This window comes from Arthrobacter sp. B0316-1-20 (assembly GCF_059091865.1).
This window is the reverse complement of sequence record NZ_JBNHHC010000014.1, coordinates 144663-157704: the sequence shown is the minus strand read 5'-3', so window position 1 is coordinate 157704 and position 13042 is coordinate 144663. Positions and strand designations below refer to the sequence as shown.

Below are 13042 nucleotides of genomic sequence, written 5' to 3'. Positions count from 1 at the left end.
TGCTTCGAGCCGTGGATAGACATGGCCAGCGAGCGCGCAGGCGGCGCGTCGTGCCTACTTCCGGGACAGCAGCCGCTCAACCCGCGGCTTGACCTCGGTGGCCAGCAGCGTGATGGAGTCGATCAGGTGCTCGTGCGGCAGCCCGCCGATGTCGGTCTGCAGGAAGTGGCGCACATGTCCGAGGTATCCGTGCAGGTGGGCAATCCGCTCGGCCACGTCGTCCGGATCGCCGACGTAATAGGCGCCCGGGGCCTCGGCCTGGGCCAGGAAAGCGCGCTTGTCGGGTGCGGGCCAGCCGCGCAGCCGGCCCATTTCCACGTTGAGGTTGTGCCAGCCGGGGTAGAACCGGTCGAGGGCCTCCTGCTTGCTCGGCGCCACCAGCCCGAGGGCGGCAACGGAAACCTTGATCTGCGGACCGCTGTGGCCGGCCTGGGCCGCGGTGCGCCGGTAAAGCTCGGCCAGTGGAGCGAACCGGTGCGGGGCTCCGCCGATAATCCCGTAGGAGACGGGCAGTCCGAGCTGCCCGGCCCGGGCGGAAGAACCGGCGTTGCCCCCGGTGGCCAGCCAGATGGGCAGCGGCCCGGCGGCAGGGCGCGGCACGACGGCCAGGTCCGCGATGGGCGGCCGCCGGGATCCGCTCCACGTCACTTCTGGGGCGCGGCTGTTGTTGATGGCCATCAGCAGATCCAGCTTCTGCGCATATAACTCGTCGTAGTCGCCCAGGTCGTAGCCGAACAGCGGAAATGTTTCCACCGAGGAACCGCGGCCCGCGGTGATCTCGACGCGGCCGCCCCCGGAAATCGCGTCCGCCGTGGAGAACTGCTGGAACACACGAACGGGGTCGTCCGTGGAGATGATGCTGGCGGCGCTCCCGAGCCGGATCTGCTGCGTGGCGGCCGCGGCCGCGGCGACGATCGCGCCCGGCGAGGACGCGGGCATGCTGGTGGTGTGGTGCTCGCCGATCCCGAAGTAATCCAAGCCAACCGTGTCGGCGTGGAGGATCGCCTCAAAGAGGTTACGGATGGCCTCCGACGTCTCCCGCTGGCTGCCGTCCGGATTGAGCTGCGTGTCGCCGAAGCTGTAGGCACCGATTTCCATGTCTTGTCCTGTTCTGCCTGTTGATGCCGTCATCGACACGCCGGTTCGGTGGCCTCCGCCAAGAGGCCTCGGAGCTCGTCGGCGGCATGGGCGGCGTTGAAAATGCGGGTCCCCGGCTGGAAGGCGCGGCCGGCCGAGAGCGGGCCGGCATCGACCGGGTCGTAACCCAGGCGATCGATGAAGGCCGCGACCAGGGATTTGGCGTCGTCGTGATCGCCGGCAAGAGCCAAGGCTCGGCGGTCGGCGGAACCCGGATCGCGGCCCTCCTCTTCGAGTTCCCGGTACCCGATGTGGTTCAGGGTTTTCACCAGTCGCGCGCCCGCCAGGAAATCCTGGACGACCTCGCTGCTGCCGCGCGGGTCGTTCTCAAAATCGCGGATCACGCCGTCGGTCGGTGCCCAGTAGTTCATCGCATCGATCACGGTCTTGCCGGCCAACCGGCCCGGATCCAGCGTGCGGTAACGGTGCAGCGGGATCGCGGCGAGAACCAGGTCCGCCTCCCCCACTTCTGCGGCGTCGACCGGCTCCGCCCCCGGCGTGATGATTTCCGTCAGCAAGGCGATCTCTGCAGCCGGCTTGGACGTTGCGATCTTCACCCGGTAGCCGGCCTTGAGCGCCTGTCTGGCGAGGGCCGTGCCCACGCGGCCGGCCCCCAGGATGCCAACGGTGCCAAGCTTCATTTCAACTCCAGTCTGCCTATATGCTGTCCGACAGACTATATTCATCGCAGATTATCTGTGCAACTTCGCATGATTAGTTATCATGAGAGGCATGACAGGAGAACGAGCCGCCACAGCAGACAGGACGCACAGCCCGGTTCCCGGCGACTTCGGCTGGAACCTCGGCATGGTCCTGCGCGGGTACCAGTCAAATTTCGAGGAGGCCGTCACCGGCATGCCGGAAGGCATCCGCGGCTACCAGATCCTCTCCGCCGTCGTTCATCGGGACCCGCCGAACCAGCAGGCCCTCGGGGCCCACTTGGCGATTGACCGCACCGTACTGACCTACATCCTCGATAAACTCGTGGCCGCCCGGCTGGTGGAGCGCATCCCCGCCGCCAACGATCGGCGCGCACGGAAAATCGTCCCCACCGCGCAGGGACGGGCCGCACTTTCGGAGCTTGAGGTCCGCGTCGCACGTGCCGAGCAGGACCTGCTCTCCGGCCTGTCGCCGGAGGACGTGCGCACGCTTTCCGCCTTGGTCGAGGTGTTGGCCATGGGAATCCACCGCGCGCAGCCGAACTCCAGCCCGTGCGAGGCGATGGACCACCTGCCCTAGACTCGTCAGCATGTGGATCGGCTGGATTGAGTTCGACCTGCTCCTGGGCGACGTGCACTCGCTCAAGGAAAAGCGTTCCGTGCTGCGGCCGATCATCGCCGAGGTGCGGAAGCGGTTCGATGTCTCAGTGGCGGAAGTCGGCCAACAGAACCTCTACCGGCGGGCCGAGCTGGGCATCGGGCTGGTAGGCGGCGACCGGGCCCATGTGGTCCAGGTGCTGGACACGGCCGAGAACTACATTGCCTACCGCCCCGGCGTGGACCTGCTCAGCACGCGGCGGAAAATACACTCAAGCGACGACTGAGCCCGGCCCCGCGCCGCTGCCTGCAGGCCGCCGTGCGCATCGACCGGCGTGGATCTTGGTAGCGTTGGTCACGCCCATGATCCGTGCCACATCCGGAGGCTCTGTTGACTACCCCCGCCACCGACGAGCAGTTTTCCACCGTCGAGGAGCTTGTCCGCCACCGCTATGCCTCCGACAAAGCGTCGCAACACCTTGGCATCGAGGTGCTGGAGGCCGAAGAAGGGCGCGTGGTGATGTCCATGGGCGTCCAGGACTACATGCTGAACGGTCACCACATCCTGCACGGCGGCTACCTGTTCACGCTCGGCGATACGTGCTTCGCGTTCGTTTGCGAGTCGCTGGGCCGGCCGTCGGTCTCCCGTCAGGCGGAAATAACGTATATCGCGCCCGGCGCGGCCGAAGCCCGCCTGGTGGCCACCGGCGTCGAACGCACCCGCTATGGCCGCAACAACATCGTGGATATCTCCATTCACGACCATGACGGCCAGCATCTGGCCGAGATGCGCGTCTACGGCGTGCTGGTCCCGAAGAAGTAGTTCCGCCCCCCTGCACCGAAGGAGCATTCCCGATGGCCGTAGTGCCCGCGATCGATCTCAATAACGGCGTCAGCATCCCGCAGTTGGGCTTCGGCGTTTTCAAAGTGCCGCCGGCTGAAACGCAGCGGGCCGTTGAAGCTGCGCTGGAGGCCGGTTACCGCCACATCGACACCGCCGCCGCCTACCGCAACGAGTCCGGCGTGGGCGCGGCGATCAGATCCAGCGGGATCCCGCGCGAGGAACTGTTCATCACCACCAAGCTCCGCAACGGCGAACAGGCCGACGCCCGCCGGGCTTTTGATAACAGCCTGCGCGAACTCGGCTTGGACTTCGTGGACCTGTACTTGATCCACTGGCCGGTGCCCTCGCAGAACCTGTACGTGCAGGCATGGCAGGCGCTCGAAGAACTCTACGCCGAAGGCCTCAGCCGGGCCATCGGCGTCTCCAACTTCCTGTCCGAGCATCTACAGACCCTGCTGGCCGCCGGAGGCATGGTGCCGGCGGTCAACCAGATCGAAATCCACCCGACCTTCCAGCAGCGCGAAGTGGCGGCGCTCAGCCGCCGGCACGGCATCGCCGTCGAGGCCTACAGCCCCCTGGGCCAGGGCGCCGATTTGGAGAGCCGGACGGTCACCGCCATCGCCGCAAAGTATCTGGCGACACCGGCCCAAGTGGTGCTCGCCTGGCATCTGGCCAACGGCAACATCGTGATCCCAAAGTCCGCCAACCCGGACCGGATAGCGAAAAATCTGACCGCGGCACGGCTCACGCTCGATGCGGAGGACCTGGCCGCGATCACGGCGCTTGACGCAGGCGGTCGCATCGGCGCGGACCCGGCCACGGCAGCCTTCACGCAGCTCTAGAAACGACGGTTGCCGGTGTCCGCGTTGGACACCGGCAACCGTAGGGAACCTGCTGAGCGCAAGAGGCTGAGCGCTAGAGCCGGCGGTACTCGGCCACCATCGGGCAGTCGAACGGGTCCCGCGCCGACAGGCCAACCTTGTTCAGGTACCGGACCACGATGCCGTAGGACTTGGGCAGCGACGTTTCGGTGTACGGGATGCTGTGGCTGGCGCAGTATTCGCGCACGATCCGGGCGGCCTTGGCCAGGTTGGGCCGCGGCATGCTCGGGAACAGGTGGTGCTCCACCTGGTAGTTGAGCCCGCCCATGAGCGCGTTGATGGCGCCGCTTCCCCCGGGGGTGCGGCCGACGATGTTGCGGCTGGTCAGGACCTGGCGGCTGAGGAAGTCCACCTTCGAGTCCTTGGGGATCAGCGGCATGCCCTTGTGGTTCGGCGCGAAGGACGCACCCATGTAGACGCCAAAGACGGCCAACTGCACGCCGAGGAACGCGAACGCGATGCCGGGCGGGAGGAAGAAGAAGATGGCCGCAATGTAGAGAGTGAGCCGCGCGAAGAGCACGGAAATTTCCCTCTTCCGGCCCTTGACGGGGCCGCGTGCAAACAGCGATCTGATGGAGGTGGCGTGCAGGTTGATGCCCTCAAGCATCAGCAGCGGGAAAAACAGGTAGCCCTGCCGACGGGTGAACCAGGCCATCAGGCCGCGGCGTTCGGCAGCCTGTTCGGGCAGGAAGGAGACGGTGTCCTGCTCGATGTCCGGGTCTTTCCCGATGGTGTTCGGGTTGCCGTGGTGTCGGGTGTGTTTGTTCATCCACCACTGGTAGCTGATGCCCACGACGGCGTTGGCCAGGAACCTTCCGGCGCGGTCGTTGGCCGGACCGGTTTCGAAGACCTGCCGGTGGGCGGCCTCATGGGCCAGGAACGCCAGCTGCGTGAACAGGATGCCCAGTGCGCCGGCAATCAACAGCTGGAACCAGCTGTCGCCAAGCAGTACGAATCCGGTGACCGCGCCCGCCAGCCCCAGCGCCAGTGCAACAAAGAGGCTGATGTAGAACCCCCTGCGCTTTCGCAGCAGACCTGCATCCCGCACGGTGCTCAACAGCTGGGAGTAGCCGCTGGCGGCGGAAGAACCGCGCTTGCTACGGGTAGAAGTTGTCGGTGGAGATACAGATATGCTCATGCAGCCTTCAGTGGTTCGGGTCCGACTTCCCAGCCGCGGAATAGGGCGAGTGCCCCGTAGATGAAGATCACTTTACGATAACAACCTGAACGCGCCCTGAACAGGGGGTGCCGTGGTAGCGCCGTTCGGATTCCCGGCCAAAGTCCTGTACAGTAATTTTTGTAGTTGTTGTGTTGCGCATTTGATTTTGAGCAACAGGCCCTTCACCGAAGGGTTTGTGCTTCTCTGAACGGCGGACGAAAAACACCGCTGCAAGCGACCCGTGAAGTCCGCGGGCCGTGTAAATACTCGGAGGAGTACAAAATGGCAACTGGAACCGTCAAGTGGTTTAACTCTGAAAAGGGCTTCGGCTTCATCGCTCCGGACGACGGCTCGGCCGACGTTTTCGCTCACTACTCGGCTATCGAGAACAGTGGCGGATACCGCGAACTGCGTGAAGACCAGAAGGTCGAATTCGAAACCGTGCAGGGCCCCAAGGGCCTGCAGGCTGCCAACATCCGCGGCCTCTAAGACGGCAGCGGCAACGCCGCTCTAGTCTTTTCCAATGGAGCCGGTTCCCGTACGGGAACCGGCTCCATTGTTGTGCCCGGCTGTTTTGCCCCGCCGTTTTGCCCGGCAATTCACTCCCACTGGCAGGAACCGCTCATCCGGGGGCAAACTTGAGGCATGCCCTTGACACCAGTGCCCGCCAGTACCGGAACCTTTTTGGCCGACATGGTCATGCAAATCCTGATGTTCACCGGCATCGCCGTGCTGTGCGTCGGGACGGCCGCGGCGGTGAGCGTTTGGCTGGTGATCCGCAGGATCCGGCGCTCCCGCCGGTTGCGGAACGGGCTGCGCCGGGGGTCGCTCACCGTCCGCAGTTTCAGCAAGGACGCCGCCGGCCGCCGCCTGGCCCGCCAGCGGCTCGGATTGCAGCGCTCGGCGGAAGCGACGGAACGGACACTCGCCTCCGCTCGGGCGGAGGGCCGCCCCGTCGGGGAACTGCCGCTGGTGGCCGCCAGGCTTGAAACGGCTTCCCGGTCCCTGGACGAACAGCTGAAGTTGGCGGAAGGCGAGCCGGTCCCGGAGGTCAAACGCTCCCTCGCCGCCAGCCTGGGCGGGCGGACCGAACAACTCACCCGGCTGTCGGGCCAACTGCGGCAACACCTGGTGGAAGCCGGGTACTCTGCCGACGCCGAACAGCTGGAACTGGCCGGGCGGCATTTGTCTCGGGAAATCGAGGCGCTGCACGCATGGTCCTCGGCCTACCGCGGTGTCCGCGACGGGCTCAGCCCCGCCGTCCCGCCCCACCTTCGGTCCGGCCCGCCGCGCCGCCAGCCCGCCCCGGCGCGGCGTCGGCCCGATCCCATGAGGAGCTAACGTGTCCATCAAGCACCGCCTTGGACGCATCATCCGCGCCAACCGCGCGGCCAAGGAGACTCCGGTCGATCCCCTGGCGGCCATAGAGGCCAGCCAGCAGCAGCAGTCCGAAGCGGTGGACCAGGCCCGCCGCAGCGTCGCGGACATCGCGGCCGACTGCCGCCGCATCGGGCTGCTGTTGGATGAGGCCAAAGCAGAGCAGGCGTACTGCGACCGCCAGGCCGAAGAGTGCGTGGCCCGCGGCGACGACGACGGGGCCCGCGAGTTCCTGCACCGGAGCATTACGGCGTCGAAGCGCGTGGAAACCCTCGCCCGGCAATATGAGCGCATGGCCGATCAGTGGCGCCGGTTGGACGGGGAGCTCGCCCGCCTGTCCTCGCGGATAGACGAGAGCCGCCTGCGGTACCAGACCCTCCAGGCACGCCACAACGTCGCTCAGGCCACGCTCGGCATGCAGCAGGCCGCCTCGGCGGCAGCCGGCAGCGCAACCGGAATGCAGTCCGCTGCCCGGGATGCCGAGCGGGAGACCCGTCGCATCGAGGCCGAGGCATCCGCCCGCAACGAAATCGCATGGTCGGACCCGGACTCGCCGCAAGTGCAGGAGGCCTTCGAATGGCTGGAGGCCAGCACGGAAGTTGACGACCAGCTGGGCGCGCTGAAGTCGCGGCGCAACAAGGCGCCGGAAGCCTGATGGCCGCAGCCGCCAGACCCGTCGTCACCGTCCTGTACAAAGACCACCTGCCGCCGGGCATGGAGGACGTGGAGGCCGCCGCGGAGGTGCGTTACGCCACCGCGGACGACCTGGAGGAAGCCTTGAACGGCGCCCAGGTGCTGTTCCTCTGGGATTTTTTCTCCCCCGCGCTGGAGGACGCCTGGCATGCGGCCGGCTCGCTGGAGTGGATTCATGTGGCCGCCGCCGGCGTGGACAAGCTCCTGTTCCAGGAACTGCGGGATTCAGGCGTGGTGGTTACCAACGCCCGCGGCATCTTCGACCGGCCGATCGCCGAATTCGTCCTCGCCGGGATGCTCGCCTTCGCCAAGGACCTGCCAGGTCTGCTGTCTTTGCAGCGGGAGCGCACCTGGCGGCACCGTGAGACCGAACGACTGGAGTCCGGCCGCGCCCTCATCGTGGGCACCGGTGCCATTGGACGCGAGATCGCGCGCGTGCTCAAGGCCCTCGGCCTGCACGTTGCCGGGGCCGGGCGCACTGCCCGCAGCGACGACGCGGACTTCGGCGAGGTGTACGCGTCGTCGGAACTCGCCGCCGTCGTCGGAACCTTCGACTGGGTGGTGATGGTGGCACCGCTGACCGAAGAGACCCGGCACCTCGTCGACGCAGCCGTGCTGGAGGCCATGAAGCCCACGGCCCGGCTGGTGAACGTGGGCCGCGGGGCGTGCGTGGACACCGACGCCCTGGTGGCGGCGCTGCGATCCGGCGCCATCGCCGGGGCCGCCCTGGACGTGTTTGAAACCGAGCCGCTGCCGGCCGACCACGCGCTCTGGAAGATGGACAACGTGATCATTTCGCCGCACCTCAGCGGTGATGCCCGTGGCTGGCTGCCCCAGCTGGCCGGGCAGTTCGCGGACAATTTCGCCCGCTACACCCGGCAGCAGCCGTTGGAGAACATCATCGACAAGACGCTGGGTTTCGCGGCGCCCGCAGGATCCTGAACGAGCAGGGCGCTACCCGGCTAAGCGGGCTTCAATGCCGTCAAGCAGCAGGTCCAGCGAGAATAGGAAGTTCTCGTCGTCGTCGATAGCTGACATGGAGGCTGCAGCAGCCGCAGCGTTCGGGAAGCGGCCGGCCGGAGCTTGGGCGTAGGCTTCTGCCCAAGCCCGAACGTCCGTTGCCGACTTCTCGCCCAGTAACTTCAGGGCAGCACTGAAACCTGTCCAGGCGAGCATAAAGTCGGCGCAAGCCCGGTAAATTTTGACAACGTCGTCACCCTCGAATCCTGCTTTTCGTAAGGTGGCGAGGATCGTCTCCACGAAGCGCATCTCGGACTCTTGTCGCGTCACACGCACGGCGGCGAGGGCAGCCACTTGGGGATGTGCCAGGTAGGCCCTGCGCCCGCGAATGAGCAACTCCCGGATGTCCTCTCGCCAAGATTGGGTTGGCTCAAAATCACGGAGGGCTTCGCCGATCAGACGGTCTGTCAGCGCCAGAAGCAGTTCGTCTTTGTCTTTAAAGTGTCTGTACAGTGCGGTGGGGTCCGCGCCCAGGGCTCGCCCGATGCGGCGGAACGTTAGTGCGGAAGCACCGGACTCGTCAGTCAGCTGCAGGCAGGCATCGATGATGATTTCGCGATTGAGCCCTTTTGCCCGCTGCCGGGGATTAGCGAGTTCCGCCTCTGCCCCCATTAGGTTTCCCGCCCCAAGATGTGCGCCACACCTGTAGCCTCGCACATCGGATGCCGTGGTGTCAGGTGGAGGAGGGCGGAGACGGATTCTCGCCGTTCACTGTTCCCCAGCTACACGACTGCGTCCTGTTGGGTCCTCACTGACTCGACGATTTCACCACCACGCTCCGCAACACCGCTGGCGCGGGATACTGCGTACAGCAGCACTCCGAAAATGAGGCTGGGAATACCGATGGCCAGTCCCAAAGCATCCGTGCTGATGATACCGATCAGGCTGCCGCCGACGACCGGTCCCAGTGCAACGCCGACGATGTAAACGCCCGTGACCAGGGTTGCCACGCGACCTGATAGATCCATCCGCGCGGCCAGCGCGAAGACCAGCGCCAGCACGGCGCCGTACATCGTTCCAGCCACGACAATGCCTGCCGACATTGTGGTTGCTTCGTCGGCTGTCAAGACCAGGTATTTGCAGATGGATCCGATGGTGATTATCAGTCCGATGGCCAGCGATCGGCCCAGGAGCTTCAGGGCAAGCGGGGAAAGCAGCGCGCCCGCGAGACCGCCGACAACGCTGAGCGAAAGGACGAGGGAAAGGTCCTCGAGTGTCATCCCGGCATATTCAGTGCCAATCACACCGGAGATGGCGTAGACGAGGTCTTCGGTCATGCTCCAAAGCCCAAAAACCAACGCCAAAATGATGGCCTTGATCCCGATCTGGCGCCCCGAGACGGGTTTCTGGGCTACCTCGATGGGCACGTTGGGCAATCCTCCGGCGGCGAGCAGTCCGACCAGCCCTACTGCCGTCAGGATGAGCAGAATCGTGCGGAGGTCGCTGCCGAGGACCGGCACGATAGCCAGAAGTGCCGCGGCAGCCAGGCGGTTGACGATCATGACTATGTTGACGGTCTTGTCCGGATCACGGGTCGCAGCGGAAGCTGCGGTACCGGCAGCCACCACTGTGCCGGCGCCGATGCCCGCAAGCACAACACCGATGCCAACGGCGGTCTCGTTCAGAGTCGCGGCGCCCACACCGAAACCGAGGGCCATAACCAGCAGGCCTATTCGGGCAACTCTGGGACGGTCTCCCTTCGCGACCAACTTGGTACAGGCGAAAATGCTTGCTGCGGTGCCCAGTGACATTGCCGTGGCCAGCGCAGAGGCCGCAGTGATGGACATGCCGAGGTCCGCAATGAGCGCCCCGATCAGCACGGGTACAAGGTTGGCCGCAAGCAGAGCCATCACCCACGTGCCAAGAAATCCAATAATTACCCTGGGCGTGAGAGGTGGGATGGAACTGGTCGGAAGCATGTGTTTCCCTTCGAGGGGTTAAGGCTAGTGGAGCGATCGACACCTGTCGGTAAAGTCAACGGCGTTGTCAACGGCGCTGACTGAAGAGTGGCATAGTGACCCACTTCACCACAACAGTCCCGGCTGTGATCTGGATCACAGTCCTGATCCGGGCGCGCCGCGGGCCCGAAGAGTGTCACGCAAGCAAAGTCAACGATGTTGACTTTGCGGCTGATTGCCTGTCTCATGATGTGCACCTGCTCATCATTCGCACCTGACACCATCCCCGGCGGAGACGAGCAGCGGGTCGAGGAAAAGCCGCCGGCCCAGGAAAGGACCGCAAAGGAGCAGCATGACCGACTGGGTATTCCACTCCGGCAGGATCTTCGACGGGGTGCGCCTGCGACCGGACGTTACGGCAGTCGCCGTGACCGGCGGGCGGATCACGGACGTCGGCACGGACGATGAGGTGCGTGCCGCGGCCGGGAAAGCGGCGGAAACGGTAGATCTGCGCGGAAGGCTGCTGTGCCCGGGTTTTACCGACGCCCACGTACACGCCGTTTACGGCGGGATTGAACGACTCAGCTGTGACCTGTCGGAGGTCTCAGGGGCAAAGGCCGCGCTCGCCACTGTGCGGGAATACGCCGCAGCTAATCCCGACAAGGAGTGGATCACCGGTGGTGGTTGGTCCATGGCCGACTTCCACGGCGGCGCCCCTCGCAAGGAGCAGTTGGACGAGGTCGTTGCAGACCGGCCGGTGTTTCTCCTTAACCGAGACCACCACGGGGCCTGGGTCAACTCCCGGGCCCTTCAGCTGGCCGGCATCGATGCCCGAACACCGGACCCTGCTGATGGGCGGCTGGAACGGGACAGCGACGGTAACCCCACTGGCACTCTGCATGAGGGCGCCATGGACCTTGTGGGCAAGCTGGTGCCGGAACCCACCGATGCGGAACTGGCCGAAGCACTGCTCGAGGCACAGCGATTCCTGCACGCGCAAGGCGTCACGGGCTGGCAGGAAGCGATCCTTGGGGACTATGCAGGCTACCCGGACGTCAGCCGGATATACCGGCAGCTGGCCGGAAACGGCATGCTCACCGCACGGGCCACAGGAGCTTTGTGGGTGCCGCGCACCACAACGTCGGGCAACCTCGCGGAGCTGGTGGAAGGATTCGAAGAACGGCGACGGGAGAACGGAGCTGCGGGCTTCACCACCACGAGCGCCAAGATCATGGTGGACGGAGTGGCTGAGAATCAGACAGCGGCGATGCTGGATCCCTACCTGCGCCCGTGCACCTGCACCGGAGGTTCCAACGACCACGGCGCAGCGGACTCCCGCGGCCTGACGTATATGCCCAGGGAAGTGCTCCTCGATGCGGTCGCAGCATTGGACGGTGCGGGCTTTGACCTGCACATGCACGTCATTGGAGACCGGGCGGTGCGCGACGGGCTCGATGCCATCGAGCACGCCCGCAACACCAACACAGGCGGCACCGCCAGACGGCACCATATGGCACACATCCAGATCGTCCACCCGCAGGATGTGCCGCGCTTCGCCAGACTCGGTGTCACAGCCAACGCCCAGGCCTTCTGGGCGCAGAATGACGAGCAGATGACCGAGTTGACCTTGCCGATCCTCGGACTCGAGAGGGCTGGCTGGCAATATCCCTTCAACTCCCTCGTCTCCTCCGGCGCCGCTTTGGCAATGGGATCGGATTGGCCGGTCTCCACCCCCGACCCTTGGCAGGCTATCCATGTGGCCGTCAACCGCCGCGGCCCCGAAATGTCGGGGAAAGAGCCTCTCATACCAAGCGAGGCCCTGGCCTTGGAGATTGCCATGGCCGCCTATACTTCCGGTTCAGCAAGGCTGAACCGCCTTGATCAGGGCGGCCTGCTCCGGGTGGGCGCGTTGGCGGACCTGGTGGTACTGGACCGCCAGCCCTTCGATCTGGCTTCAGAAGACCTGCACACCGTGGCTGCCGCCATGACCATGGTGGGCGGACGCGCCGTGCACTACCGCCAGCAGGCATGGGCATAAGAGGTGGCCACCACGACAGGTTCGGCCCCGGGTAAAAGGCCCGAGGGCAAAGATGCACCCGAATGGCCTTCGGAAGGTTCGCACTCTTAGCGGATCTGCTCACCGGTGACGGCGTCGATCAATACGTCGGCGCTGGAGCCGTCTTCGCGGTCGATCTCGATCTCCCACACCGGGAGGCCGTCCTCATCCCCCAGCGTCACCTCGTCCACGTTCCCCGGTTCGGCTTCCGCAGCGGTAACAAGTGCCTCGGACATGGAAACCCTGGCTTGCTCCAACTCTCGGGCCTGCTCCGGTTCGGCACCCCCGGATTCCCGTTGCTCAAGCACCTCGCTGCCGTCCGGCGAGACCTGCACCTCGAGCTCGGCATCGACGTCGAAGACGTCCACCTCCCAGGCCTGAAGCCGGTCGCTGTAGTCGAGTTCGATCGCGGAACTGCCGCGGACGGCACTCACCGCGGTTTCGACCGCGGCCCGCGCATTGCGTTCACCGGGCATGGCAGATCCGGTGCCGCCAGGGCTCGGGTTGCCGGCCCCGGCCGGGGTTTCGGCCGGCTGGGCCTGGCCGGGTTCGGGCTGGGATATGTCGTCTCCGGTGGCGTCACAGGCCGACACTGTAACGGCCAGCCCGGCAGCAATCGAAAGGGCGGTGAAAGTCTTCCTCAGCTGTTCCATAGACCGATTCTCCGCCCCGACAACCGGCTTGGCCATGCCACGGGCCCTCCGCCGCCCGGCAAGCACGA

16 protein-coding genes are annotated in these 13042 nt (G+C 65.6%); 10 read left to right on the top strand and 6 right to left on the bottom strand.

Annotation, left to right across the window (positions count from 1 at the left end; genetic code table 11):
- Positions 1-54: 54 nt before the first annotated feature.
- Positions 55-1098, bottom strand: coding sequence for an LLM class flavin-dependent oxidoreductase (locus AC5RW2_RS22720; protein WP_494074653.1), 1044 nt, complete (start codon positions 1096-1098; stop codon positions 55-57).
- A gap of 29 nt (positions 1099-1127) precedes the next feature.
- Positions 1128-1778: an NADPH-dependent F420 reductase gene (locus tag AC5RW2_RS22715; protein ID WP_494074652.1), complete on the bottom strand. Its 651-nt coding sequence runs from the start codon at positions 1776-1778 to the stop codon at positions 1128-1130.
- 91 nt (positions 1779-1869) lie between these two features.
- On the opposite strand from AC5RW2_RS22715, the gene AC5RW2_RS22710 reads away from it, so the two are divergent.
- The 4 genes from AC5RW2_RS22710 to AC5RW2_RS22695 all read left to right on the top strand — a co-directional run bounded on the left by AC5RW2_RS22710 (position 1870) and on the right by AC5RW2_RS22695 (position 4079).
- Positions 1870-2376, top strand: a complete 507-nt coding sequence (locus AC5RW2_RS22710; RefSeq protein WP_494074651.1) for a MarR family winged helix-turn-helix transcriptional regulator — start codon at positions 1870-1872, stop codon at positions 2374-2376.
- Positions 2377-2386: 10 nt separating this feature from the next.
- Positions 2387-2680: a DUF503 domain-containing protein gene (locus AC5RW2_RS22705; protein WP_494000918.1), complete on the top strand. Its 294-nt coding sequence runs from the start codon at positions 2387-2389 to the stop codon at positions 2678-2680.
- A 104-nt stretch (positions 2681-2784) separates the two neighbouring features.
- Positions 2785-3216 carry a hotdog fold thioesterase gene (locus tag AC5RW2_RS22700; protein WP_494013685.1) on the top strand — a complete coding sequence of 144 codons (432 nt, stop codon included), beginning with the start codon at positions 2785-2787 and terminating at the stop codon, positions 3214-3216.
- Between the two features lie 32 nt (positions 3217-3248).
- The gene (locus AC5RW2_RS22695; protein WP_494074650.1) at positions 3249-4079 is read left to right on the top strand and encodes an aldo/keto reductase; all 831 of its coding nucleotides are present in this window, start codon (positions 3249-3251) and stop codon (positions 4077-4079) included.
- A gap of 73 nt (positions 4080-4152) precedes the next feature.
- On the opposite strand, the gene AC5RW2_RS22690 is transcribed toward AC5RW2_RS22695, so the two are convergent.
- A complete protein-coding gene (locus AC5RW2_RS22690) occupies positions 4153-5256 on the bottom strand; it encodes a fatty acid desaturase family protein (protein ID WP_494074649.1) in 1104 nt (367 codons plus the stop codon).
- A 303-nt stretch (positions 5257-5559) separates the two neighbouring features.
- Between AC5RW2_RS22690 and AC5RW2_RS22685 the strand changes: the two genes are divergently transcribed.
- From AC5RW2_RS22685 to AC5RW2_RS22670, 4 genes are all read left to right on the top strand, one after another.
- Positions 5560-5766 (top strand): cold-shock protein, encoded by a 207-nt coding sequence (locus AC5RW2_RS22685; RefSeq protein ID WP_127512299.1) that lies wholly within the window; start codon positions 5560-5562, stop codon positions 5764-5766.
- Between the two features lie 156 nt (positions 5767-5922).
- Complete coding sequence (locus AC5RW2_RS22680) at positions 5923-6618, top strand: hypothetical protein (protein WP_494074648.1); 696 nt, start codon at positions 5923-5925, stop codon at positions 6616-6618.
- A 1-nt stretch (position 6619) separates the two neighbouring features.
- The gene (locus AC5RW2_RS22675; RefSeq protein WP_493989820.1) at positions 6620-7309 is read left to right on the top strand and encodes a PspA/IM30 family protein; all 690 of its coding nucleotides are present in this window, start codon (positions 6620-6622) and stop codon (positions 7307-7309) included.
- Positions 7309-8289, top strand: a complete 981-nt coding sequence (locus AC5RW2_RS22670) for a D-2-hydroxyacid dehydrogenase (RefSeq protein ID WP_494074647.1) — start codon at positions 7309-7311, stop codon at positions 8287-8289. The genes AC5RW2_RS22675 and AC5RW2_RS22670 overlap by 1 nt, the downstream gene beginning before the upstream one ends.
- Positions 8290-8301: 12 nt before the next feature.
- Here AC5RW2_RS22670 and AC5RW2_RS22665 read toward each other — a convergent pair whose 3' ends face one another.
- Positions 8302-8979 (bottom strand): TetR/AcrR family transcriptional regulator C-terminal domain-containing protein, encoded by a 678-nt coding sequence (locus AC5RW2_RS22665; RefSeq protein ID WP_494000925.1) that lies wholly within the window; start codon positions 8977-8979, stop codon positions 8302-8304.
- A gap of 110 nt (positions 8980-9089) precedes the next feature.
- Positions 9090-10286 (bottom strand): MFS transporter, encoded by a 1197-nt coding sequence (locus tag AC5RW2_RS22660; RefSeq protein WP_494074646.1) that lies wholly within the window; start codon positions 10284-10286, stop codon positions 9090-9092.
- Between the two features lie 95 nt (positions 10287-10381).
- Here AC5RW2_RS22660 and AC5RW2_RS22655 point away from each other — a divergent pair, with 95 nt between their 5' ends.
- A complete protein-coding gene (locus AC5RW2_RS22655; protein ID WP_494074645.1) occupies positions 10382-10543 on the top strand; it encodes a hypothetical protein in 162 nt (53 codons plus the stop codon).
- A 74-nt stretch (positions 10544-10617) separates the two neighbouring features.
- Positions 10618-12303, top strand: coding sequence for an amidohydrolase (locus tag AC5RW2_RS22650; protein ID WP_494074644.1), 1686 nt, complete (start codon positions 10618-10620; stop codon positions 12301-12303).
- A gap of 86 nt (positions 12304-12389) precedes the next feature.
- Here the strand turns inward: AC5RW2_RS22650 and AC5RW2_RS22645 are convergent, their stop codons facing one another.
- Positions 12390-12974, bottom strand: coding sequence for a PepSY domain-containing protein (locus AC5RW2_RS22645; protein ID WP_494074643.1), 585 nt, complete (start codon positions 12972-12974; stop codon positions 12390-12392).
- Between the last annotated feature and the right edge of the window lie 68 nt (positions 12975-13042).